Origin of the sequence: Halobaculum limi (assembly GCF_029490015.1) — an archaeon.
GTDB classification, from domain to species: domain Archaea; phylum Halobacteriota; class Halobacteria; order Halobacteriales; family Haloferacaceae; genus Halobaculum; species Halobaculum limi.
Genome location: NZ_CP120468.1, coordinates 1,758,836 through 1,780,467, shown reverse-complemented (window position 1 = coordinate 1,780,467; position 21,632 = coordinate 1,758,836). Strand labels below are relative to the sequence as shown.

The 21,632-nt window shown below is 67.2% G+C and carries 25 protein-coding genes; 16 read left to right on the top strand and 9 right to left on the bottom strand.

Going from position 1 to position 21,632, the window contains the following annotated elements:
- Window positions 1-11: 11 nt before the first annotated feature.
- A complete protein-coding gene (locus tag P0D77_RS08850) occupies window positions 12-560 on the bottom strand; it encodes an acyltransferase (protein ID WP_277552612.1) in 549 nt (182 codons plus the stop codon).
- 50 nt (window positions 561-610) lie between these two features.
- A complete protein-coding gene (gene purD / locus P0D77_RS08845) occupies window positions 611-1,897 on the bottom strand; it encodes a phosphoribosylamine--glycine ligase (RefSeq protein ID WP_277552610.1) in 1,287 nt (428 codons plus the stop codon).
- 145 nt (window positions 1,898-2,042) lie between these two features.
- On the opposite strand from purD, the gene P0D77_RS08840 reads away from it, so the two are divergent.
- Complete coding sequence (locus tag P0D77_RS08840; protein WP_277552609.1) at window positions 2,043-4,220, top strand: thioredoxin domain-containing protein; 2,178 nt, start codon at window positions 2,043-2,045, stop codon at window positions 4,218-4,220.
- An 81-nt stretch (window positions 4,221-4,301) separates the two neighbouring features.
- Window positions 4,302-4,757, top strand: coding sequence for a DUF5804 family protein (locus tag P0D77_RS08835; protein ID WP_277552607.1), 456 nt, complete (start codon window positions 4,302-4,304; stop codon window positions 4,755-4,757).
- 30 nt (window positions 4,758-4,787) lie between these two features.
- On the opposite strand, the gene P0D77_RS08830 is transcribed toward P0D77_RS08835, so the two are convergent.
- Window positions 4,788-5,759 (bottom strand): PLP-dependent cysteine synthase family protein, encoded by a 972-nt coding sequence (locus P0D77_RS08830; RefSeq protein ID WP_277552604.1) that lies wholly within the window; start codon window positions 5,757-5,759, stop codon window positions 4,788-4,790.
- Window positions 5,760-5,903: 144 nt separating this feature from the next.
- On the opposite strand from P0D77_RS08830, the gene P0D77_RS08825 reads away from it, so the two are divergent.
- Entirely contained in the window at window positions 5,904-6,275 is a 372-nt protein-coding gene (locus P0D77_RS08825) for a thioredoxin family protein (protein ID WP_277552600.1), read from the top strand.
- A 196-nt stretch (window positions 6,276-6,471) separates the two neighbouring features.
- On the opposite strand, the gene P0D77_RS08820 is transcribed toward P0D77_RS08825, so the two are convergent.
- Window positions 6,472-7,671, bottom strand: a complete 1,200-nt coding sequence (locus P0D77_RS08820) for a methionine adenosyltransferase (protein WP_277552599.1) — start codon at window positions 7,669-7,671, stop codon at window positions 6,472-6,474.
- A gap of 79 nt (window positions 7,672-7,750) precedes the next feature.
- Entirely contained in the window at window positions 7,751-8,296 is a 546-nt protein-coding gene (cyaB, locus tag P0D77_RS08815) for a class IV adenylate cyclase (RefSeq protein WP_277552597.1), read from the bottom strand.
- A gap of 143 nt (window positions 8,297-8,439) precedes the next feature.
- Between cyaB and P0D77_RS08810 the strand changes: the two genes are divergently transcribed.
- From P0D77_RS08810 to P0D77_RS08785, 6 genes are all read left to right on the top strand, one after another.
- Window positions 8,440-9,441, top strand: a complete 1,002-nt coding sequence (locus P0D77_RS08810; RefSeq protein ID WP_277552595.1) for an FKBP-type peptidyl-prolyl cis-trans isomerase — start codon at window positions 8,440-8,442, stop codon at window positions 9,439-9,441.
- Between the two features lie 84 nt (window positions 9,442-9,525).
- Window positions 9,526-9,786: a DUF8049 family protein gene (locus P0D77_RS08805; RefSeq protein WP_277552594.1), complete on the top strand. Its 261-nt coding sequence runs from the start codon at window positions 9,526-9,528 to the stop codon at window positions 9,784-9,786.
- Window positions 9,787-9,851: 65 nt separating this feature from the next.
- Window positions 9,852-10,253 carry a YlbF/YmcA family competence regulator gene (locus P0D77_RS08800; RefSeq protein WP_277552592.1) on the top strand — a complete coding sequence of 134 codons (402 nt, stop codon included), beginning with the start codon at window positions 9,852-9,854 and terminating at the stop codon, window positions 10,251-10,253.
- A gap of 58 nt (window positions 10,254-10,311) precedes the next feature.
- The gene (locus P0D77_RS08795) at window positions 10,312-10,953 is read left to right on the top strand and encodes a MinD/ParA family ATP-binding protein (RefSeq protein ID WP_277552589.1); all 642 of its coding nucleotides are present in this window, start codon (window positions 10,312-10,314) and stop codon (window positions 10,951-10,953) included.
- A 44-nt stretch (window positions 10,954-10,997) separates the two neighbouring features.
- Entirely contained in the window at window positions 10,998-11,624 is a 627-nt protein-coding gene (locus P0D77_RS08790; protein ID WP_277552588.1) for an RAD55 family ATPase, read from the top strand.
- 74 nt (window positions 11,625-11,698) lie between these two features.
- Window positions 11,699-12,718 (top strand): sodium:calcium antiporter, encoded by a 1,020-nt coding sequence (locus tag P0D77_RS08785; RefSeq protein ID WP_277552587.1) that lies wholly within the window; start codon window positions 11,699-11,701, stop codon window positions 12,716-12,718.
- A gap of 20 nt (window positions 12,719-12,738) precedes the next feature.
- On the opposite strand, the gene P0D77_RS08780 is transcribed toward P0D77_RS08785, so the two are convergent.
- Window positions 12,739-13,722, bottom strand: coding sequence for a PhzF family phenazine biosynthesis protein (locus P0D77_RS08780; protein ID WP_277552586.1), 984 nt, complete (start codon window positions 13,720-13,722; stop codon window positions 12,739-12,741).
- A gap of 111 nt (window positions 13,723-13,833) precedes the next feature.
- Between P0D77_RS08780 and dph2 the strand changes: the two genes are divergently transcribed.
- Together dph2 and P0D77_RS08770 are read left to right on the top strand one after the other, a co-directional pair.
- Window positions 13,834-14,871 carry a diphthamide biosynthesis enzyme Dph2 gene (dph2, locus tag P0D77_RS08775; protein ID WP_277552585.1) on the top strand — a complete coding sequence of 346 codons (1,038 nt, stop codon included), beginning with the start codon at window positions 13,834-13,836 and terminating at the stop codon, window positions 14,869-14,871.
- A gap of 63 nt (window positions 14,872-14,934) precedes the next feature.
- Window positions 14,935-15,534 (top strand): DUF8173 domain-containing protein, encoded by a 600-nt coding sequence (locus tag P0D77_RS08770; RefSeq protein WP_277552583.1) that lies wholly within the window; start codon window positions 14,935-14,937, stop codon window positions 15,532-15,534.
- 28 nt (window positions 15,535-15,562) lie between these two features.
- On the opposite strand, the gene P0D77_RS08765 is transcribed toward P0D77_RS08770, so the two are convergent.
- A complete protein-coding gene (locus tag P0D77_RS08765) occupies window positions 15,563-15,700 on the bottom strand; it encodes a hypothetical protein (protein WP_277552581.1) in 138 nt (45 codons plus the stop codon).
- Between the two features lie 200 nt (window positions 15,701-15,900).
- Here P0D77_RS08765 and P0D77_RS08760 point away from each other — a divergent pair, with 200 nt between their 5' ends.
- The 4 genes from P0D77_RS08760 (at window position 15,901) to P0D77_RS08745 (ending at window position 20,020) form a co-directional block, all read left to right on the top strand.
- Complete coding sequence (locus P0D77_RS08760; RefSeq protein ID WP_277552579.1) at window positions 15,901-16,752, top strand: MBL fold metallo-hydrolase; 852 nt, start codon at window positions 15,901-15,903, stop codon at window positions 16,750-16,752.
- A gap of 57 nt (window positions 16,753-16,809) precedes the next feature.
- Window positions 16,810-17,256, top strand: coding sequence for a universal stress protein (locus tag P0D77_RS08755; protein WP_277552577.1), 447 nt, complete (start codon window positions 16,810-16,812; stop codon window positions 17,254-17,256).
- 102 nt (window positions 17,257-17,358) lie between these two features.
- Window positions 17,359-19,035: a hypothetical protein gene (locus P0D77_RS08750; RefSeq protein ID WP_277552575.1), complete on the top strand. Its 1,677-nt coding sequence runs from the start codon at window positions 17,359-17,361 to the stop codon at window positions 19,033-19,035.
- A gap of 85 nt (window positions 19,036-19,120) precedes the next feature.
- The gene (locus tag P0D77_RS08745) at window positions 19,121-20,020 is read left to right on the top strand and encodes a phosphoribosyltransferase HisG-related protein (RefSeq protein WP_277552574.1); all 900 of its coding nucleotides are present in this window, start codon (window positions 19,121-19,123) and stop codon (window positions 20,018-20,020) included.
- Window positions 20,021-20,051: 31 nt separating this feature from the next.
- On the opposite strand, the gene P0D77_RS08740 is transcribed toward P0D77_RS08745, so the two are convergent.
- Window positions 20,052-20,291, bottom strand: coding sequence for a DUF2249 domain-containing protein (locus P0D77_RS08740; protein WP_277552572.1), 240 nt, complete (start codon window positions 20,289-20,291; stop codon window positions 20,052-20,054).
- 59 nt (window positions 20,292-20,350) lie between these two features.
- Window positions 20,351-20,584, bottom strand: a complete 234-nt coding sequence (locus P0D77_RS08735) for a DUF2249 domain-containing protein (protein ID WP_277552571.1) — start codon at window positions 20,582-20,584, stop codon at window positions 20,351-20,353.
- 235 nt (window positions 20,585-20,819) lie between these two features.
- Here P0D77_RS08735 and P0D77_RS08730 point away from each other — a divergent pair, with 235 nt between their 5' ends.
- Window positions 20,820-21,629, top strand: coding sequence for a BtpA/SgcQ family protein (locus P0D77_RS08730; RefSeq protein ID WP_277552570.1), 810 nt, complete (start codon window positions 20,820-20,822; stop codon window positions 21,627-21,629).
- Window positions 21,630-21,632: the final 3 nt, after the last annotated feature.

Sequence of the window (21,632 nt, the reverse complement as noted above, 5' to 3'; positions counted from 1 at the left end):
GCGTGTTCGGCTCAGTCGTCTTTTTCGTCGCGGTCCACCGGTTTCGCTGGCACGCCCGCGACCGTCACACCCGCAGGCACGTCGTCGGCGACCAGCGAGTTCGCTGCGACCTGCGCGTCCGCGCCGATGTGGACCCCCGGCAAGACCGTGACGTTCGCGCCTAACATCGCGCGGTCGCCGACGACGATATCGCCGAGGCGGTACTCGTCTTGGAGGAACTCGTGGCACAGCAACACCGAGTCGTAGCCCACGATGACGTCGTCACCGAGCGTGATTCGCTCGGGCCAGAACACGTCTGGCGTCGCCTCCAGCCCCCACGAGACGCCGTCGCCGACGGTCGCTCCCAGCAGTCGCAGGAGCCGCGTCTTGAGTCGGAGACTCGGTGAGATGCGGATCAGCCAGACGACGAGGTAGTTCACCGCCACCGTCAGCGGCGACTTCGCGTCCGTCCAGTAGCGCAGGGAGTTGTGGCCGCCGGGCGTCGCGTGCCGTTCGAGGCGGTCGTACCGGGCGGGCGGGCCGTCCTCGCTCGCCGGTCGGTTGGCGTCGTCGGAACTCACACCAGCATCGTCGGCGGCGGCGGGTATTAATCTCGTGCGTCGGACGCCGTCTACTCGCCGCGCAACTCGGCCATGTGGTCGATGCGCGACTGCACCAACTCCGCGGTGCCGATGTCGTGGCGGACGTGGAACCCCTCCTCGACCATCGAGAGGGCAGACTCGGCTTTCGCCTCCGCGTCGGCGATGGAGTCGCCACGGCCGACGACCGCGAACGACCGCGAGGTGGTCGTGTACAGACCGTCCTCGCGCTGGTCGACGCTGGCGTAGTACAGAAGCGCGTCACCGACGCTGGACTCGTCTACCTCGATGCGTGCGCCCGCCTCGGGTTCGACCGGGTAGCCCGCGGGGACGGCGTACTTGCAGACGGTCGCCTCCTCGGCGAACGCCAGGTCGGGCAGCGCATCGCCGTCACGCGCGGCCGTGAGTACGTCGAGGAACGGCGTGTCGAGGACGGGCAGCGTGTTCATCGCCTCGGGGTCGCCGAAGCGGGCGTTGAACTCGACGACCTTCGGGCCGTCGGCCCCGAGCATGAACTGGCCGTAGAGGACGCCTTTGTAGTCGGGGAGGGCGTCGACGACGGCCTCGATGGTGTCGACAGCCGCCTCGTAGTCGGCGTCGGTCATGAACGGGAGCGTCATCCCCGTGTCGGTGTAACTCCCCATTCCGCCGGTGTTGGGGCCCTCGTCGCCCTCGTAGGCGCGCTTGTGATCCTGGACGGCGGGCGTCGTCCGCACCTCGCCGTTGGCGACGAACGCCTGCACGGTGAACTCCTCGCCGATGAGTCGCTCCTCGATGACCCACTCGTCCCACTCGGCGTCGAGGATGTACTCGACGGCCGCCTCCGTCGTCAACTGGTCGCCGGTGACGCGGACGCCCTTCCCGCCGGTGAGCCCGACCGGCTTCACCGCCACGTCGCCGTCGTAGTTCTCGACGTACTCGGCGGCCGCCTCCGCGGCGTCGAACGTCGCGAAGTCTGCGTTGCCGGGGATGTCGTGTTCGTCGAGGAACTCCCGCTGGAACGCCTTGTCCGTCTCGATGCGAGCCTCCTCGGCACGCGGGCCGAACGTGTAGACGCCGGCGTCGTCGAGGGCGTCTGCGACGCCCGCTTCCAGCGCCGACTCCGGCCCGATGACCGCCAGGTCAGCGCCCACGTCTTCGGCGTACGCGACGATGGCGTCGGCGTCGCGTTCACCGACCGTCTCGAACCCCGCCGCGAGCGACGCGATGCCGGGGTTGCGGTTGCTCGCACAGGCGTACAGCGTCACGTCGTCGGCCAGCGACCGAGCGATGGCGTGTTCGCGGCCGCCGCCGCCGACGAGGAGTACCGTCTCTGACATACGCGACGAGACCTTGCAGAGGCGTGTAAACCTTACTCTCTCACGAGCGGGTGTTGTGCGAGTTCGTGCATCGATCACCGACTCGATCGGGGTAGCCAGTTCCGAAGCCACCCCGCTTATGCGTCCGGCGGTCGACCGCCGGACAATGAGTGATCCGACGGCGCGAAACCGGCTGGCAGACGAAGCCAGTCCGTACCTGCGCCAACATGCCGACAACCCGGTACACTGGCAGCCGTGGGACGAGGCGGCGCTGTCGGCCGCCCGCGAGCGAGACGTACCGATCTTCCTGTCGGTCGGCTACTCCGCGTGCCACTGGTGTCACGTGATGGAAGACGAGTCGTTCGAGGACGAAGCGGTCGCCGAGGTACTCAACGAGGAGTTCATCCCCGTGAAAGTCGACCGCGAGGAGCGCCCCGACCTCGACCGCGTGTATCAGACGGTGTGTCAACTGGTGAACGGCCGTGGTGGCTGGCCGCTGTCGGCGTGGCTCACGCCCGACGGCCGCCCCTTCTACGTCGGGACGTACTTCCCGCGCGACGGCCGCCAGGGGATGCCCGGCTTCCTGGAGGTGTGTCGCAACATCGCGAACTCCTGGAGCGACCCCGACCAGCGGAGCGATATGGAGGCCTGCGCCGACCAGTGGACCGACGCCGCTCGCAACGAGATGGCCTCCGGCGGCCGGAGCGGCCCGGCGGGAGACGGCGAGACGGCGGCCGCCCCACCGGACCCGGACGTGCTCTCGGACGCCGTCACCGCCGCTCTGCGGAGCGCCGACCGCGAACACGGCGGCTTCGGCCGACAGGGACCGAAGTTCCCGCAGACGGGACGCCTCCACCTCCTGATGCAGGCGTACGCGCGAAGTGGGCGCGAGGAACCGCTGAACGTCGCCGTCGAGACGCTCGACGCGATGGCTCACGGCGGCCTCTACGACCACGTCGGCGGCGGCTTCCACCGCTACTGCACCGACCGCGAGTGGGTCGTCCCCCACTTCGAGAAGATGCTGTACGACAACGCCGAACTCGCGCGAGCGTACCTCGACGCGCACAAACTCCTCGGTCGACCCAAGTACGCACTCGTCGCCCAGGAGACGCTGGCGTTCCTCGACCGGGAACTGTCGCACCCCGACGGCGGCTTCTACGGCACGCTCGACGCCGACTCCGGCGAAGGAGAGGGAGAGTTCTACGTTTGGACGCCCGATTCGGTCGCCGACGCCCTCGAGGCTGCCGCGGGCGAGGGCGAAGCGCCGGCGGACCTGGCGAGCGAGGAGACGGTCGACCTGGTCTGCGAGCGGTTCGGCGTCGACAGCGCGGGCAACTTCGAGGGCGGGACGACCGTGTTGACACGGGCGGCCACCGTCGACGATCTCGCGGAGGAGTTCGACCTCGACACCGCACAGGTCCGTGAGCGTCTGATGCACGCCCGCACCGCACTGTTCGAGTACCGCGAACAGACGCGCGAGCGGCCGCCACGCGACGAGAAGGTGCTGGCGGGGTGGAACGGACTCGCCATCTCCGCGTTCGCCGCCGGCGCACAGACGCTCGATCCGTCGCTGGCCGACCGCGGTGAGTCCGCGCTTGGCTTCGTTCGCGACCACTTGTGGGACGGCGACCGCCTCGCACGCCGCGTCATCGACACCGAGGAGGGCGCGGACGTGCAGGGCATCGGCTACCTCGAAGACTACGCGTATCTCGGCCGGGGCGCGTTCGACCTGTACGCCGCGACCGGCGACGTGGACCACCTCGCGTTCGCTATCGACCTGGCTCGAACCGTCGTCGACGCCTTCTACGACGCCGACGAGGGCACCATCTTCACCACGCCCGAGGACGCCGAGGACTTAGTCGTCAGGCCTCAAGAGCCGACCGATGCCTCGACGCCGTCGAGTCTGGGCGTGGCGACGCGGCTCCTCCTCGATTTGGACGTGTTCGTCCCCGACGATCTCGAGGCGGTCGCTCGCGACGTCCTCTCGTCGCACGCGGACGACGTGATGGCGTCGCCGCTGGAACACGTCACGCTGGCGATGGCTGCCGCCCGCGCCGAGAGCGGCCCGTTCGAACTCACGCTCGCGTGCGAGGACCTCCCCGACGATTGGTGGGACACGCTGGCGAGTCGCTACCTGCCAGGGGCTATCGTCGCCCGTCGGCCGCCGACCGAAGCGGGACTCGACTCGTGGCTCGACCGCCTCGGCTTCGACGACGCGCCGCCTGTTTGGAAGGGCCGAGACGCGCGTGACGGCTCGCCGACGGCGTACGCCTGCCGGGACTTCACCTGCTCACCGCCGAACCACGACCTCCGGGCGGCGCTGGAGTGGGCCGCCGGCGAGTGACCGCCGAATGGGGGCTGCTCCGCTGCGGCGACGCCAGCGCCGGAGCGTAACCGCTTTGCCCGACGGCGTCGACTCGCGAGTATGACTACGGTCTGTCTCGTCGGTGACCCCGAGACCGACCTCCGGTACGAGTTGCTCTCGCGGGAGACCGCACGGGACGCACTCGCCACCTACGACCTCCGCTCGCCGTTCGAGAACAGCATCGCCCTCGACACCGTCAGCCTCGGCGCGGCGGTGTCGCTGTGCAACGACCTCAACTGGTATCTCGTCCGGTTCGTCGACGAGGTGCTCATTATGGAGCCGTCTGTCTCGACCGAGGAGTGGCTATCGCGCGATCTCGCCACCGCCGTCCGCAACGACGCCATCCGCCGCGAGGAGACGGACCAGTTCCTGAAACTGTACGGCGTCGAGGAGAATCGCCTCGTCGAACCGATGTACCTCGCACGCAGCGACGACGCCGACCTCCCCGAGTACGACCTGCGCGACGTCGAGGAGACGGTCGGCGTGCGTGTCACCAGCGAGGAGTTCGAGGGCTGAGAACGGCCCATCGACCTCGCGAGCGCTCGCTCAGTCGAACAGCCCCGTCGAGAGGTATCGCTCGCCGGAGTCCCAGAACACGGTCAGCACTAGCGGGTCGCCGTCGGCGACGCCGACGCGGTCGTCGTCGCGTGGCTCCCAGCCGTCGACAGCGATGTCGGCGTAGCCGGGGTCCTCGCCCGCGGCGAACGCGGCAGCAACGTCCTTCGCGCGGACGTTCGACGCGCCCGAGGACTGCCCGACGAGGATACCCTCCTCGCGGGCGAGGCGTTGACACTCCGCCTCCGCCTCGTCGACGTCGACGGTGAGGACGCCGTCGAGCAGGTCCGTGTCGAGGTTCGGGCTGACGAAGCCCGGCCCCATCCCCTGGAAGGAGTCGGCGGTCGGTTCCTCGCCCGAGAGCACCGCGGAATCGGTGGGTTCGACCGCGACGACGTCCATCGCGGGGAACTCCTCGCGGAGACGGCGGCCGATGCCCGAAATCGTCCCGCCGGTGCCGACGCCGGCGACGAGGGCGTCCGGCGTGCGGCCGTCGAGTTGGTCGAGTATTTCCTCGGCCGTCGTCTCGTAGTGGGCGTCCGGGTTCGCACTGTTCTCGAACTGCCGGAGTTGGACCATCCCGTCGGCCTCCAGTTCGTCGGCGCGGGCCTTCGCCTCCTCGATGCCGCCCTCGACGAGTTCCAACTCCGCACCGTAGGCGGCCATCAGTCGGCGACGCTCCTCGCTTTTAGAGGCGGGCATCACGAGCGTCACGTCGTAGCCCTTCGCCGCGCCCGCCATCGCGAGGCCGATGCCCGTGTTACCCGAGGTTGGTTCCACGAGGCAATCTCCCGGCGAGAGGTCGCCCGTTCGCTCGGCGCGTTCGATCATGTTGACCGCCGGCCGGTCTTTCGCAGATCCACCGGGATTTCGCGACTCCAGTTTCGCCGCCACCGTCGCGTCCGGCGGCGACGCTACCCGGACCAACGGTGAGCCGATGGTGTCGAGGATCGAATCGTCCATACCCACGCTTCCGGCGTCACGGATAAAGCGGCCGCGTCGGCGGCAAGCCCTCGGACGACCGCCGTGCACGAGCGCGTGCGACCGCCACTCGCCGGAACTGCCGCCGGCGTCGCGCTTAACCGAACAGCCGTCCCGAGAACAGGTATGAGCGCGACGCTCGAGACGATGACTCCGACCGACACCGACGTGGACCTCGCTGACGACGTGGTCGCGGCACTCGGCGCGGACGGCCTGACGTTCAAAGTGTGGGGCGGTGACTGGTGTCCCGACTGCACCGGCCAACTGCCACAGTTCGCCGCGGCGCTCGCGGCCGCTGGCGTCTCCGCCGATCGAATCGAACAGTTCCCCGTCGAGAAGGTCGACGGTGAGAAGCAAGGCCCCGGAATGGACGAGTACGGCGTGACACACATCCCGACGGTCATCGTGTTCGACGACGGCGATGAGGTGGCGCGGTTCGTCGAATCGGCAGACACCGACATCGCGACGCACCTCGCACGCGAACTCGCCGACGAGTAGGGCGGCCGGAGCGAACCTTCTTCTGAGAAGACGGAGCCAGCGCCACCGTGCGGTGACGACGACCGCGCGGCGGGCCGCGAAATCCGGGCGATACCGCCGCGCGTGCGATCCGCCCGGTGTTCGCTACTGGCGACCGAGAGCGATCGCTGCCGGACGGGGAAGATGGCAGAAGGCCGCTAACTGACGCCCGCGCCGCTCAGAAGGTCGAGAGGTCGCCGTCGATGACGCGCCGGGTCACGTCGGTGACGTTCGCGAGTCGATCGTCGATGATCGCGCGAGCGTCGGCTTCGATGTCGGCGACGGTGACACCCTCCTCGGTGATGACCTGCGCGTCGGCGACGTGGGGTTGGTCGATGGGGCGGCCGATCTGTGAGAGCAGGCGCACCTGCAGGTCGCGAATGCCATCGACCTCGTCGACGACCGCTTCCGCGATGTCCGTCGAGAGCAGGTTGTAGATCTTGCCGATGTGGTTGACGGGGTTCTTGCCCGACGTGGCCTCCATACTCATCGGTCGGTTGGGCGTGATGAGGCCGTTCGCCCGGTTTCCGCGGCCGACGGAGCCGTCGTCGCCCTGTTCGGCCGACGTGCCCGTGGTCGTGAGGTAGATAGAGCCCTCGTCGACGTCGTCGGCGGTGTTGACATCGACGTGCACTGTTCGGTCCGTGTGGCTCTCCGCGAGGTCGGTGACGAACGCCTCGACGCGGTCGGTCGCGTCGACGTACTCCTCGATATCGCTGATGTACGAGTCGATCATCGCCGCCGCGACGGTGATGTCGATGTGGTCGCCCTCGCGCTTGCCCATAATCTTCACGTCCTGCCCGAGTTCGGGGTGCTCCTCGGCGTACGGGCCGTTGAGGTGTCGCTCGGCGTCGAGGACGATACGCTCGGTCTCCGTCAGCGGTGCGTGGCCGACGCCGAACGAGGTGTCGTTCGCCATCGGAACTTCCACGGCTTCCTCGCCGAAGACGTCCTGCAGGTCGCCCGACCCTTCGCCCAGATCCACGTCGAGGATGACGTCGGTGCCGACGTCCAGTTCGGGGATATTCTCTTCGAGGTACGCACGAGCGGATTCGAGCGCGACGCGCTCTACCGGGAGCGTCTGCTCGTCGTACTCCTTCGTCGCACGCCCGACGATGAGGATGTAGATTGGGTCGAGTGTCTCGCCGCCGCCGAAGGCGGGCGCGGCGCGACCGGCGACCAACTGCGTCTCGTCGGTGTTGTAGTGGAGGACTTTCCCGACGCGGTCGAGGTACAACTGCGAGAGACCGCGCGAGACCGCCTCCGCGATGCCGTCGCAGATGGAGTCCGGGTGACCGATCCCCTTTCGCTCGACGATTTCGACTTCCTGGTCTTCGACCGCCTTGCGGTCGAGTTCCGAGATCTGTATATTCCGCATTGTTCGGGGTGAGGTGGTCGGTCGCTCTATAACTTGCGGAAACAGTTCTGATTGGGACAATTACTGCGAGGAATACAACTCAGCTCTCATCCAGCAAGAGTCCGAGATACGAGGTTCGGATCTGGTCGTCTGCGTCGAGGCCCAACTCGGCCAGCACTGAGACGGCACCCTCTCGAACCGCTTCGATGTCGGCTTCGTCCGTCTCGCGTTCGACTTCGACGAACTCGCCGAGTCCCTCGACCGAATCGAGCGTGACGGTGTAGCCGTCGACGGCGTAGAAGTCGCGGTCCTTCTCGACGGTCGCCGCCGGGTCGAAGCCGAGGCCAGCGAAGATATCCGCCGCCGCCTCGCCGTCGTCGACGGCAGTCTCGAACTCCTCGCGGGTCTTCGACGCCGCCTCGACGAGCGGACCCTTGTAGGTGATCCGCGTCTCGCTTCGGGGGTCGTCGTCGCGCGTCTCCCGTCGCACGCGAAGTGCCTCGTCCGTCTCCGCGAAGTCGCGGTGCGGGGCGTCGTAGTACGTATCGACCTGCCGGACGGACGCCGTGTGGTCGGCGCCGAGCGCCGCGAGGCGGTCGCGAACGTCGTCGTGAGCGGCGCGGACCTTCAGTTCTACCTCGTACACACCCGGAGGTGGGGCGGCCGGCGGAAAAGCGTGCTGTGACGTCGAACACGGCCGGTAGTGACGTATCGTCGGAGTCGTGTGGCGGACACGACACGCCAGCCGAATACGTGACTGTTAAGAAGCGCACGAGCGACCGTGGTGACATGAGCGAAGAAGAGCAGGCTGACGCGGCGGAGGCCGCCGACGCCAGCGATGAGGCGGACGCCGAGGCTGAGACCGAAGAGTCCGGATCCAAGGGGATCCAGAACGGCGACTTCATTCGACTGGAGTACACCGTCAAGACGGTCCCCGGCGAGGACGAGGAAGAGGGTCGCGTCGTGGACACGACCAGCAAGGAAGTCGCGCAGGAGGCTGGCATCGACGACGACGAGTACGACTTCTCCCCGCGCACCATCGTCGTCGGTGAGGGCCACGTCTTCGGCTCCGTCGACGACGACCTCATCGGCAAGGAGGTCGGCGACGCGAACGTCGTCACCGTCCCCGCCGACGAGGCGTTCGGCGAATTCGACCCGGACGACGTGCGCACGGTGAGTTCCGAGAAGATTCCGGAAGATGACCGCTACCCCGGCGCACAGGTCACCATCGACGGCGAGCAGGGCTACGTCGAGACGGTCATCGGGGGGCGCGCACGCGTCGACTTCAACCACCCGCTGGCGGGTGACGACCTCGAGTACGACTACGAGATTCTCGAAGTCGTCGACGACGACGAGGAGAAGGCCGCTGGCCTCCTCGGAATGTACCTCCAGGAGGCTCCCGAGGTCCGCATCGAGGAGGAGACGGTCGAAGAAGAGGTCACCGTCGAGGCCCACGAGGATGAGGAGAGCGGCGAGGTCGACCGCGAGACCGAACGGCAGGAGGTCGACAAGCGCTCGCTGTACATCGAGGCCACCCCGATGATGCAGATGAACCAGCAGTGGATGTTCTCGAAACAGCAGATTGCACAGGACGTGATGCAGCGTCTCGACCTGGACCGCGTCGTCATCGAGGAGGTCATCGACGGCTCCGGCGGCGGAATGATGGGCGGTATGGGCGGAATGATGGGCGGTATGGGCGGTATGGGCGGCGAGGACGTCGAGGAAGCCCTCGACGACGTCGACGTCGACGCCGACGAACTCGTCGAAGAACTCGAAGACGCCGAAGAGTAACGCCGCCGCCTCAAACGCGGCTGCACCGCTCCGGTCAGTCGGAACCGACACCGATTACTCTCGATCCTCGTTACCGTACGACCGATGGACTTCAGCGATGTCAGCGACGACCTCTTGGTCGCCGTCGTAGCCGCCGCCGGAGCACTCGTCCTCGCGGTCGGCCTCGACGCTCTCGCCGGTGTTCCGACGTCGACACCCGTCCGGCTCGCACCGCTCGTTGCCTACTTCGCGTACCTGTTCACTCGGAAGGGCGGCCCGTACGCCGCCGTCGACACGCCACGTAACTGGGCCATCCTCGTCGCACTCGTCACCGTGGCCGCGGGCGCGTACGCGGTACTGGCATAGTCGAGGAATCGAGCGGAGCGTTCCCCTGTCGCGGGGCTTAACAGTACACGCTTCGTACTGCGGCTATGAGCATCGAGACCGACGCATCGGAGGCCGCGGCGGGCGAGGACGCCGTCGAGGACCTCGCAGCGCAGTTGGGCGACGCCATCGCGGAGATGCCCGAGTATCGGCGCTTCGAGGAGGCGAAGGCCGCGGTGCAGGCCGACGACGAGGCACAAGCGCGAATCTCGGAGTTCGAGCAACTCCGACAGGAGTTCGCCATCGCGCGGCAGGCCGGGAAGGCCAACGAGGAGTCGATGCAGAAGGTGCAGGAGGCACAGCAGGAACTTCACTCGCTGGACGTGATGAACGAGTACGTCGACGCGCAAGACGACCTGCAGGCGCGACTCGAAGTGCTAAACCAGACCATCTCCGACCGACTCATCGTCGACTTCGGCGGCGAGGCGGGCGGCTGTTGTAAGGACTAACGCTCCCGTCGCTGTTTTGGGTGCGTGCCTTGAAATCGGAGAGCGGCGCAGTCGCCCCGTGCTCGCGATCACCGGCGGAAAAGGCGGCACTGGAAAGACGACGACCACGCTCGCGCTGGCCCGCGCGCTCGCGGCGACAGGCACGGCCGTCACCTGCGTCGACGCCGACTGGGACCTCCCCGATCTGGGGGCGCTTGCAGGCGGTCCACGGCGGTGCTCCGCCGCCGCCGACACCGGGCCACCCCACGAAGCGACGTTCACAGCCCCCGACGCCGACGGTGTCGAGATTCTGCCAGCACCAGCAGATCCGATGGCACGCGACCCGGAGCGTCGACTGCGAGCCGTCGCGGGCGGCGTCGACCGTGAGACGGTCGTCCTCTGCCCCGCGGGGACAGCGCCCGACGCCGTCGCACCGCTGCGAGTCGCGACTGCGGCCATCCTCGTGACCGAGCCGTGTGCGGCGTCGCTCCGGGATGCCGCCCGGACGGCGGCGATGGCGCGGGCGGTCGGCACACGCGTCGCGGGCGCGGTCGTCACCAACGCACGCTTCGTCCCCGACGGCGTTGAGGCCGTCCTCGGCTGCCAGGTTCTCGCGTGTGTGCCGTACGCCGACAGTCCGCTCGACTCTGAGACCACCGCCGCGGCGTACCGAGACGTGGCCACCGCCGTGCGACGGCCCGACGAAAAAATCCATCACTGAAGTGTGAGAAACGATTATACCGCCGTAGTTCGTCCGTCCGTGGTATGAAGGGGAGGCTCCCGACCGGCATCGAGGTGCTCGACCGCCGCCTCGACGGTGGCCTCCCGGCGGGCAGCATCGTGTTGTTCTCCGCAGAGCCTGCGAGTCAGTCGGAGTTACTGCTGTACGAACTCACGGCCGCCCGCGGCACGCTGTATCTGACATCGCTCCGGTCGGACCAGGCCGTCAGCGACGCCATCGACCGGACGCGGTCGCGCGTCGGCAACCCGACCGTCCGGGACATCGGCGGTGACGCCCCACTCGACGCTGCCAATCGCCTGATCAGTGCTCTCCCCGAGAACGCCAACCTCGTCGTCGACGTGGTCGACCCGCTAGAGCGAGTCGACCGCTCGCGCTACCGTCGGTTCCTCAACGAACTCCAGACGGCGATGGTCAACACCGGGAGCGTCGCGTTCCTCCACGCGATGAAAGGCGACGGCGTTCCGAAGAACCGATCGATGACCAAACACGTCGCAGACGTCGTCTGGGACTTGGACACGCAGGTCCGCGGCACCGACGTCGTGAACAAACTCGCGGTCCCCAAGTTCCGCGGGGGGCGTGCGCTCGACGAGACGATCAAACTGAAACTGGAAGAGCAGGTCGCCATCGACACCTCTCGCGACATCGCCTGAGTCACCGACGCCGCGGGGACCGCACGTCGATGCGTTCACCAGCCTTTTAGGAGCGCCGCCGCCGGAGCGTGTGTATGGTTTCACTTCCGGCGGCCATCGGACTCATCATCGTCGGGACGGCAATCGTCTGGGTCGCCGGTGGGCGACTAGAGTCCGCGAGCGAGCGTCTCGGCGCTCACTACGGCCTTCCTGCGGTCGTGCAAGGCGCCGTCATCGCGGCCATCGGGTCGTCGTTCCCTGAACTGACGAGCGTCGTCTTCTCCGTGCTGTTGTACGACAACTTCGACCTCGGTGTCGGTGCGATCGTTGGCTCCGCGGTGTTCAACATCCTCGTCATTCCCGGGTGGAGCGCGCTCCGTGGCCGTGGACTGCGGGCCGACCGCGACGTGGTGTACAAGGAGACGCAGTTCTATATGCTCGCGGTCGCGGTGTTGCTCCTCACCTTCTCGCTCGGAGTGATCTACACGCCACAGCCGGTGGGCGACGGCCTCGTCTCCACGTTGACGCGTCCGCTCGCGCTCATTCCGCTCGCTCTGTACGGGGTGTACCTCTTCATCCAGGCACAGGACGTGTCGGACTACGACGCTCCCGAGGTTGACGACGTGAACGTGGGTCGTCAGTGGCTGTTCCTCGTCGGGTCGATCCTCGGGATTCTCGTCGGTGTCGAGGCACTCGTCGAGGCGGCGGTGTCGCTGGAGGAGATTCTGGGCGTCCCGTCGGCCGTCTGGGGGCTGACAGTCGTCGCCGCGGGCACGAGCCTCCCGGACACGGTCGTCTCGGTTCGTGCGGCCGAGGCGGGGCGCGGACCGACCAGCCTCGCGAACGTCCTCGGGAGCAACACCTTCGACCTGCTGGTCGCCATTCCGGTCGGCGTTCTCCTCGTGCCTGCCGGACAGATCGACCTCGACTTCGGGACAGCCGTTCCGATGATGGGCTTTCTGACAATCGCAACGCTCGGCTTTCTCGTCGTTACGCGCACGGACCTCGAACTCGACCGCACGGAGGCGGTCGGACTGCTCGCACTGTACGGGGTGTTCCTCCTCTGGATGGTGTTAGAGACGCTCGGCGTGACCGCGTTGGTCCCGGGCGTCTGACCCCGGTGCCGATGCCCCCGTTACAGTAGCCGTCCCTCGGCGACGGGAACCGCCCGTCCACCGACCTCGACGATCGGGTCGCCGTCGTCGCCGCGGTGTGCCCGGAGTTGGAGTCGCGATGGGCGGCCCATCTCGTACCCCTGTTCGACCGTCGCAGCGACCGGCCCATCTCCGAGGAACTCGTGTTCGAGGAGCCACCCGGCGAGACAGCCAGCGGCCGACCCCGTCGCGGGGTCTTCGGGCACGCCAGCGTAATCGGCAAACACGCGGGCGTGCAGGTCGCCGCCGTCGACGCCGCCGCGCGCGACGACGAGGAGGTTGTGATCGCCGTAAGTGTCGAGTACCTCGTCGTACGCCGGCCGCGTCGTCGACGCGCGTTCGACGGCCGCGACCGACGCCAGTGGGATCACGAGCGTCGGGAGGCCGGTCGACACCGACTGAACCGGGTAACCGTCTGCAACCGCGTCGGTGTCGAGTCCGAGTGCCGGTGCGATGGCGTCTGCGGGGACCGTCTCACCGAATTCTGGTGGGATCTGCCGCATCCAGTGCTCTTCGGCGGCCTCGCCCGCGGCGGTCGCGTCGCCGTCGGGTCGCTCCACCCACACGTCGATGGGGCCGACCCCGAGATTCAGCGTCACGTTCTCACCGGCACCGGCGGCGCCTGCCTGCTCGACGAGTTCGCGCACGACCGCCGCGGTGCCGAGCGTGGGGTGACCCGCGAACGGAATCTCCTCGACGGGGTCGAAGATGCGGACGTCGAACCCGCCCGCCGAACGACCGTCGACGAAGGTGCACTCAGAGAAGTTCGTCTCACGAGTGATCGCGAGGCAGTCGGCCGCCGAGAGGTCGGCGGTGTCGTGGAAGACGCCAAGTTGGTTCCCCGTGTAGCGGTCGTCGCCACGAGTGAACACGTCGACGACGTGGTAGCGAGTCCCGCGAACGGTGTCGGTGCGGTCGCCACGGTCGCCATCGGCGTCGACGCGGCGAGGTGAGTCGTCGGTCATACCCCTACTCTCACCGTCCGGTGGGAAGTCGGTGTCGCCCCCGTGAGAGTCCGTCGCGCGGAGATTCCCGGAGCGCGTCGCTTAACCGCCTCCGTTCGTTACCCCGGTGCAATGAGCCAGCGCAGCGAGGGCGACCTCACCAAGACGGGGATGTCGCTCAAACACGACCGCGAGTGGGACTACGAACTCGACCGGATTGTCGAGGCGGTCGAAGAGCGAGACGCCGACAAGGTCGGCCTCCAGTTCCCCGAAGGCCTGAAGCGCCGCGCGCCCGCGGTCGCCGACGACCTCCGCGAACTCACCGAAGACGTCACCTACCTCATCTCGGGTCAGCCGTGTTACGGTGCGTGCGACCTCGACACCTACCTGATGCGTCGCTGTGACGTGTTCGTCCACTTCGGCCACTCGCCGATGAAGGAGTCGGACAAGATCATCTACGTTCCCCTCTTCTCGAACGTCGACCCGTTCCCGATTATGGAGGAGTCGTTGGACGAACTCGCGGACCCCGACGACGACCCCGACGTGGGTCTCGTGACGACCGCCCAGCACATGAACCTCTTCGGCGATATGGTCGAGTGGCTGGAAGAGCGCGGCTACGAGGTCCACACCCGCCGCGGCGACGACCGCCTCACCCACGAGGGACAGGTGCTCGGCTGCAACTACGCCAGCGCCGACATCGACGCCGACCAGGTGCTGTACGTCGGCGGCGGCAAGTTCCACCCGCTGGGGCTCGCGATGGAACACCCCGACAAGACGGTCGTCATCGGCGACCCCGTCAACAACGTCGTGAAGGTCGCGGACACCGAGAAGTTCCTGAAACAGCGCTACGGCGCGGTCCACCGCGCGATGGACGCCGACACCTTCGGCGTCATCTTCTGCACCAAGATCGGCCAGGGCCGGTGGGAGAAGGCCGAAGAGATCGTCGAGAACAACGAGAACGCTCACCTCATCACGATGGACGAGGTGACGCCCGACCGCCTGCGCAACTTCGACTTCGACGCGTTCGTCAACACCGGATGCCCCCGGATCACGACCGACGACGGCCCCCGATTCCACAAGCCGATGCTCACGCCCGGCGAGTACGAAATCGCCGTCGGCAACAAGCCGCTCGAGGATCTGGAGTTCGACACGTTCCACGGCACGTGGTGAGCCGCGGAATCTGACAGCGAACGATCACAAGCTATACACTGGCCGCTAGCGCCGGTGTCTCTGATGCCCTCCACACGCCCGCGTACGGTGAGCGCCGCCGTCGCCACCGTAGCCGCGCTCACGTTCGTTGCCACGTTCCTCGCCATCGGGAGCGACATCGCCGTCGCCCAGTCCGGTGTCGGCGACCTGCGTTCCTCGCTTGGAATCTCCCCCGAGTACGGGAGGTGGATCCTCGGAAACGTCGTCGGAAACGTGATCCTCGGCGGTCTGCTCCTCGTATTCGGTCCGGACTACGCCGACCGCAAGGTCGCACAGTTCCGGACCGATCCGAGACAGTCGACTATCTGGGGTGTACTCGTCAGCGTCGGCGTTCCAGTCACGTTGTTCGCACTCGTGTTCAGCCTCGTCGGCATCATCCTCGCACTCCCTGGTGTGTTCGTGTTCGCGGGAGTCTTTCTCGTTGCGTCCGCCGTAACCGTCGTTCTCGCTGGGAGCGTTGTCGGTGACGCCCCAGCGGCGAGCGGTCGGAGCGTCCTCATCGGGTCACTGGTGGTCGGCCTCCTCTCGTCGATCCCACTCGTCGGTGGTCTCCTCGGCTGGGTCGTCACCCTCCCCGGTCTCGGGATGGTCGGGCACGACCTCTACCAGTGGGTCCGCGACTGACCCTCGGTCGCGGCCGGACCGCCGACCGTCAGTTCTGCCGCCCGAGACCGAACGTCTGCACGTCAAGACGTGCGACGCACTCGGCGATGTTGTGCCGCATCGACGCGAACTCTAGTGTGCGATGTGCTCCCCGCTCCATATTTTGGTCGTTCGACTTCTCAACCATATGCTTTCGGGGGACGGTATCAAGTGTCATAGTTACATGCGCCGTTCCGTCGAGTTACCCGACGACAAACGACGCGGAACCACCACCGTACTCGAAATCGAGACTGGCTAACCGTCTCGAATCGCCGCCTACCCCGGCGGTGCAGTCTGCGGTGTCCGCGAGTCGACAAGGCTTACCTGCCGGTGTCAGAAACGGCTCGTATGAGCGATACGAGCGATCCGACCATCACCTCCGACTGGGGCGACTGGCTCCCGCGAACCATCGAAGCGGCCGAACCCGACGGCGTGTCGGTGTGGTATCTCGGCTGTAACGGCTTCGTCCTGAAGGCCAGCGACGAGACGAGTCTCTGGATCGACCCGTACGTTGGCCTCGGTGACCCGCCGCGGACGGTGCGGATGATCCCCGTGCCGTTCGACCCGCACGACGTGTTCGACGCCGACGCGGTGCTGGCGACACACGAACACACCGACCACACGCACGGCCCCTCGCAGGCACCGATCCTCGCGAACTCTGGGTGTAACTTCTACGCCGCCGACGACTCGCTAGCGGTCACCGACGAAGAGGGGTGGACCGACAACTGGGACGTCGACACCGACCAGTTGGTCGAAATCGAGGAGGGCGACTCGTTCGCCGTCGGCGGCTTCGACGTTGACGTGGTGCGCGTCCACGACGCCGACGCGACCCACCCCGTCGGCTACGTCATCCGCCACGGCGACGCGACGATCTTCCACGGTGGCGACACCAAACCCCACGACGGCTTCACGGACCTGGGCGAGGAGTACGACATCGACCTCGCGGTCGTCGCGTTCGGGTCGGTCGGGCGCGTCCCCGACAAGGAGACGCGAGAACCACAGCGCACCCGCTGGTACTGCGACGAGAACCAGGCTGTCGAGATTGCAGAGGCACTTCGGGCCGACCGGATGCTCCCCAGCCACTGGGACATGTGGAAAGGTCTGACCGCGGACCCGACCGCGCTCCACGACCACACGCGGAGCTTCGAGTACCCCCAGCGACTCGAAATCGTCGAGATCGGCGATCGCGTCGACCTCTGAGCGAGCGGCCTCGCTCGAACCAGCAGGATTTTTCACGAAGATCACACACTGCCGGGTATGGACCACGCACTCGCGGTCGTCGGCCCTACGGAGACGGCGAAGGCACTCACACGAGAAGCGGGCGAACTCGCCGCCGGCGTCGACGCGGAACTGACGCTGTTGCACGTCACCGACGAAGACGAGTACGACGAACAGCGCGAACAGTTGGCACAGATCTCTCGCGGCGACTCCACCTACAGCGTCGGGCAGGCTGTCGAGGGCGCTCGTGCGTACGCATCCGACATCGGCCGCGAGGTACTCGAAGACGTGGACGTCCCCTACGAATCCGCGGGATCGGTCGGAGAGCGAGTCGAGACGATCCTCTCAGAGGCGCGGCGTCGCGACTGTGACCACATCTTCATCGCTGGGCGGAAACGCTCGCCGACCGGGAAGGCCTTGTTCGGCGACGACACGCAGGAACTCATCCTCGACGCCGAGGTTCCGGTGACGGTCGTCACCGAGTAGCGCGAACGAGGCAGTAGCCTGACAGCGTGCCGGAGCGTCCGTGAGAGCGAAGTCGATAATCGGCCCGGTGACTTTTTATTCCGTGTTCGGTTCGGGTTATCTATGAGTCAGGGCCCCAATGCTCACGATGTCGTCACGGTCGACGCCGACGGCGTCACCGTCGAGAAACGATTCAGCGCCGACGAGTTCCCCGTCCCGGCTATCGAGTTCACCCTCCGGTCGGAGCGAGACGACGCCACGGAGTTCCGCCTCGTCGACTACATCCCCGAGGACTTCCCGATGGACCGCATCGGCTTCCACCCGGAGTACGAGTCCGAACACTGGACGGCGTATCAGGACCACCGCGTCGAGTACCGCCGTCGCCTCGACCCGGGCGAGCAGGTGACGACGGTGTACGGCATCCGGACGGACGACCCCGCGGAGGGCGGGCGATTCCTCGGCGATCCGACCGTGTCGGAAGTCGACGAGGACGACGACCCGGTCGGCGACGTCGAGGAGGCCATCGGTGACGACTCCTCGCGGGCCGTCCGTGACCTCCTCGCCGGTGACGACAACGGTGGCCACTCGGAGTTGGAGGCAGACCTCGAAGTAGAGCAGGCGTTGGCCGACGACGAGGTCGACGAGACAGACGCGGACGCCGAATCCGACGACGAGGACGTCGACGACCTCCTCGACCTCGACGGATCCGAGGAGTCGACCGCAGACGACCCACTCGGTGGGGAGATGGTCGACGACGACCACGACGACCCCGGGGACGGCGACGACCTCCTCGACCTCGATGGCGAGCCGGAAGCGGTCGACGAGATGGAGGCAGAAGCCGACGAAGCCGACGAAGACGCACCGATGCTCGACCTCGATGAGGCTGCCGCCGAGGACGAGACCGTCGACGAAGAAGCAGAGGCTGTCGACGAAGAAGCAGAGGCTGTCGACGAAGAAGCAGAAGGGGCGCCCGAACCGTTGGAACTCGACGAAGACGCGAGCGGCGAAGAGCAACCGGTCGACGCGGCAGTGGAGTCCGACGCCGACAGCGATGACGACGACGCGGCGGTCGACGCGGCCGCCGGCGTCGCCGCGGGCGGTGTCGCGGCGGCGCTGGCAGAGGAACTGCGCGCGGGCAACGTCTCGGAGGCCGACCGCGAGACGCTGAAAGCCGAACTGGAACTCGACCACTCGACCAGCGTCGACGCCCGCATCTCGCGACTCCAATCGAAGGTCGAAGATATGACGGCCTACTCCGACGCACTGGAGGAGTTCATCGACGAGAACGGTCTCGCCAGCGAGTGGATGGACGGCCTGCAGGCCGACCTGGACGAACTCTCGGAGTCTATCGACGAGACGTGGACGGAACTGGACGCTGCGGCCGACGAACGGGAGTCGCTCTCCGAGCAGGTCGCGTCCGTTCGCGAGGACACGGCGAGCGTCGACGAAGAGATCGACGCCGTCTACGACGAACTCGAGGGACTCCGTGGCGACGTCACGGAGACCAGCGAGCAGTTGGAGTCGTCGCTGGCAGACGTGCAGGCCGACCTCGACGACCTCTCCGAAGAGGTCGCCGACGAAGACGAGGCGGTCGCAGAGATGCGCGAGGAACTCACGCAGATCCGCGACGAGATCGAGTCCGTCTCCGCGATGGCCGACGACGAACTCTCGGAACTGCGTGCGGACCTCGCGTCCGTCAACGAAGAACTCGCGGAGTTCGAGGAGTTCCGCGAGCGTCTGTCGTCGGTGTTCGGCCCTGGCGGCACCGGGCACGAAGGCGGCGACGGCGACGGGGAGTAACGAACGCACCGAAACGACTCGTCGACCCTGAGTCCCACATCGACGAAACGCGCCGTTTTTGCACCTGGCCCACCACCTCCCGCCAATGACGCGACCCGCCTCCATCGCGGTGCCCCGAAAGGGCCGCCCGCTGGAGGCCGCACTCGAACGACTGGCGGCGGTCGGCGGCGAGGACGCCGCACGGATGGCCGACGACGTGTCGTCCACGCTCCGATACGAGAAGGCCGTCACCAAGGGAACTGACTCCGACGAGCGCGGGGTGTACGACCGACTGGCCGAGTACAGCGACCCCGAGGGTCGCGGCCCCGAGTACACCTTGATGCGTGACGACCGCGAGGGCCATCCCCGCCGCGTCGTCTTCGACTCGGCGCTGCTGGAGGTCGACGGGCGCGAGGTCCGTCTCGTCGGTCGCGAAGAGCCGTTTCGGGCGCTGCGAACCCACGAGTTCGCGCTCGGATTCGACTCGGCCGACCTCGTCCTCGAGGAGGTCGTCGGCCTCGCGCCAGAGGGCCTCTCGGACCTGAGCGACGTGAACGCCCGAATCGACCCCCGCGACACCGACGTTCGGGTGGCGACTGGCCTCGGCGACACGGTCCGACACACGTTGATGGCGAAACCGGAGGCGCTCCCCGCGGGCGCAGACCTCGACCGCTCGTTCATCGACGCCTACGAGGGGCCGCTGTGTATCTCCCCGCGATACGAGCGACTCGTCGAAGCGGTGCTCGGCACCGAGGCGCTCGACGGCGTGGAGTTCGTGTACCCCGACCCCGGCCAAGAAGAGGAGGCCGCCATCGCCGAGACGGGCGTCGGCGTCTACCTCACCGTCACGGGCGGCACGGCCCGCGACCACGGCCTCGTCCTCGGTGAGGACCTGTTCCCCAGCGAGACGGTGTTGATGGAGAACGAAGCGGAGGCGACGAAGGCGACGCGGTCGCTGGAAATCGCCCTCGCCAGCGGCGTCGAGACGGCACTGTCGCCGGAGTGACCGGCTGACCGCCTCCGTCGCTGCCTGCTGATTACTGCTCGGTCTTCGGGAGTCGCGCGACGAACTCTTCCGGGCCGCGTCGGTCGACCTCGTAGCCGTCGGCGTCGAAGGCGTCGACCTCCTCGCGGAGTTCGTAGAACAGTGGCTTCGGGTCGTGATCGTTGATCAGTTCGAGCGTCTCGCCGGGATCGAGGTCGGCGAACGCGTCGTGGATCTGCGGGTGTCGCTGTGCGGGTGGCAGGTCTCGAACGTCGAGCGTCGTCGGTGCCATACACACGAGAGTGCAGTGGAGCGAATGAAACGGCTATCCCGAACGTGTTTCCGCGTGACTCACGCTCGCGTCACGACGACGCGCCACTCCTCGGGCCCTACCTGCGCTGTGTGGTGATTGAATCCTCGCCGTTCGAGGGTGTCGTACAACGGTTCGGGTTCGAACTCGTTGATGATCACTAACGCCTCTTCCGAGCCGAGGTCAGAGAGCGCGTCCGTGATCGGTTCGAACGGCGGTTCGTCGAGGTCCCGAACGTCCAGTTCACGTGTCGAAGCGGGTCCGCGCTGTCCCATAGCGTGAACTCGTGCCTCCAGTTGGATGGCCGTTGGCCCGAAGACGTTCCCACCGTGTGCCGCCGCACGTCCACGACGGTCACGTTACTGCACAGCAGTCCCCGCACCTGCGGCAATTCCATATAGCGACATACAGTTTTTCTGTCGCTCCCGAACCAATATTTCGTTGCACGAGTTAGGACAGGATTGCCACACAATCGTCAGACTAAGGCCCGAACGGGGGAAAGCGGGGGCTATGTTCGACTCGTTGTTCGCGGACGGCCGCACGCCTGTGATCGGAATGGTCCACCTCCCGGCGCTTCCCGGCGCGCCGAAGTTCGACGGCGACCGCGACCAGATCGTCGAGGCGGCCACACGCGACGCCGAGCGACTCGACGCGGGCGGCGTCGACGCGGTGATGGTCGAGAACTTCGGAGACGCACCGTTCTACCCGGACGACGTGCCGAAACACGTCGTCGCGAGTATGACTCGCGCGACGCGAGCGGTCGTCGAGACAGTCGACGTGCCCGTGGGCGTCAACGTTCTCCGCAACGACGGCGACGCCGCGGTGTCTGTCGCTGCCGCTGCAGGGGCGGACTTCGTCCGGATCAACATCCACACCGGGGCACGCGTGACCGACCAGGGTGTCATCGACGGGAAGGCGCACGAGACGATGCGACTCCGCGACCGACTCGACGCCGACGTGGCCGTCCTCGCGGACCACGACGTGAAACACTCCGCGCCCATCGCCGCACAGGGGTTCACCGCTGAATCCGTCGCCGACGGCGTCGAACGCGGCCTCGCCGATGGCGTCGTCGTCAGCGGCACGGGCACCGGTCACGAGACGGAGCGGTCGGACCTCGAGCACGCAGTCGAGCGACGCGACGCGAACGACCTCGACACGCCCATCCTCGTCGGGAGCGGTGTCTCCGCAGAGACCGTCTCGGAGATGCTCGCCCTCGCAGACGGCGTCATCGTCGGGACGGCGCTGAAGGAAGACGGCGACGTGGGCAAGCCTGTCTCGGTCGACCGAGTCCGGGAACTGGTCGAGGCGGCGCGACAGTAAGCG

Excerpts from the sequence above, each read along its gene's own strand:
- P0D77_RS08780 (WP_277552586.1), bottom strand. The coding sequence starts at position 13,722 with ATGACCGACGACTCACCTCGCCGCGTCGACGCCGATGGCGACCGTGGC.
- P0D77_RS08800 (WP_277552592.1), top strand. The coding sequence starts at position 9,852 with ATGAGCATCGAGACCGACGCATCGGAGGCCGCGGCGGGCGAGGACGCC.
- P0D77_RS08820 (WP_277552599.1), bottom strand. The coding sequence starts at position 7,671 with ATGCGGAATATACAGATCTCGGAACTCGACCGCAAGGCGGTCGAAGAC.
- P0D77_RS08745 (WP_277552574.1), top strand. The coding sequence starts at position 19,121 with ATGACGCGACCCGCCTCCATCGCGGTGCCCCGAAAGGGCCGCCCGCTG.
- P0D77_RS08760 (WP_277552579.1), top strand. The coding sequence starts at position 15,901 with ATGAGCGATACGAGCGATCCGACCATCACCTCCGACTGGGGCGACTGG.
- P0D77_RS08840 (WP_277552609.1), top strand. The coding sequence starts at position 2,043 with ATGAGTGATCCGACGGCGCGAAACCGGCTGGCAGACGAAGCCAGTCCG.
- P0D77_RS08790 (WP_277552588.1), top strand. The coding sequence starts at position 10,998 with ATGAAGGGGAGGCTCCCGACCGGCATCGAGGTGCTCGACCGCCGCCTC.
- P0D77_RS08750 (WP_277552575.1), top strand. The coding sequence starts at position 17,359 with ATGAGTCAGGGCCCCAATGCTCACGATGTCGTCACGGTCGACGCCGAC.
- P0D77_RS08810 (WP_277552595.1), top strand. The coding sequence starts at position 8,440 with ATGAGCGAAGAAGAGCAGGCTGACGCGGCGGAGGCCGCCGACGCCAGC.
- P0D77_RS08830 (WP_277552604.1), bottom strand. The coding sequence starts at position 5,759 with ATGGACGATTCGATCCTCGACACCATCGGCTCACCGTTGGTCCGGGTA.
- P0D77_RS08835 (WP_277552607.1), top strand. The coding sequence starts at position 4,302 with ATGACTACGGTCTGTCTCGTCGGTGACCCCGAGACCGACCTCCGGTAC.
- purD (WP_277552610.1), bottom strand. The coding sequence starts at position 1,897 with ATGTCAGAGACGGTACTCCTCGTCGGCGGCGGCGGCCGCGAACACGCC.
- P0D77_RS08825 (WP_277552600.1), top strand. The coding sequence starts at position 5,904 with ATGAGCGCGACGCTCGAGACGATGACTCCGACCGACACCGACGTGGAC.
- P0D77_RS08755 (WP_277552577.1), top strand. The coding sequence starts at position 16,810 with ATGGACCACGCACTCGCGGTCGTCGGCCCTACGGAGACGGCGAAGGCA.
- P0D77_RS08785 (WP_277552587.1), top strand. The coding sequence starts at position 11,699 with ATGGTTTCACTTCCGGCGGCCATCGGACTCATCATCGTCGGGACGGCA.
- dph2 (WP_277552585.1), top strand. The coding sequence starts at position 13,834 with ATGAGCCAGCGCAGCGAGGGCGACCTCACCAAGACGGGGATGTCGCTC.
- P0D77_RS08770 (WP_277552583.1), top strand. The coding sequence starts at position 14,935 with ATGCCCTCCACACGCCCGCGTACGGTGAGCGCCGCCGTCGCCACCGTA.
- P0D77_RS08740 (WP_277552572.1), bottom strand. The coding sequence starts at position 20,291 with ATGGCACCGACGACGCTCGACGTTCGAGACCTGCCACCCGCACAGCGA.
- P0D77_RS08765 (WP_277552581.1), bottom strand. The coding sequence starts at position 15,700 with ATGGTTGAGAAGTCGAACGACCAAAATATGGAGCGGGGAGCACATCGC.
- P0D77_RS08735 (WP_277552571.1), bottom strand. The coding sequence starts at position 20,584 with ATGGGACAGCGCGGACCCGCTTCGACACGTGAACTGGACGTTCGGGAC.
- P0D77_RS08730 (WP_277552570.1), top strand. The coding sequence starts at position 20,820 with ATGTTCGACTCGTTGTTCGCGGACGGCCGCACGCCTGTGATCGGAATG.
- P0D77_RS08805 (WP_277552594.1), top strand. The coding sequence starts at position 9,526 with ATGGACTTCAGCGATGTCAGCGACGACCTCTTGGTCGCCGTCGTAGCC.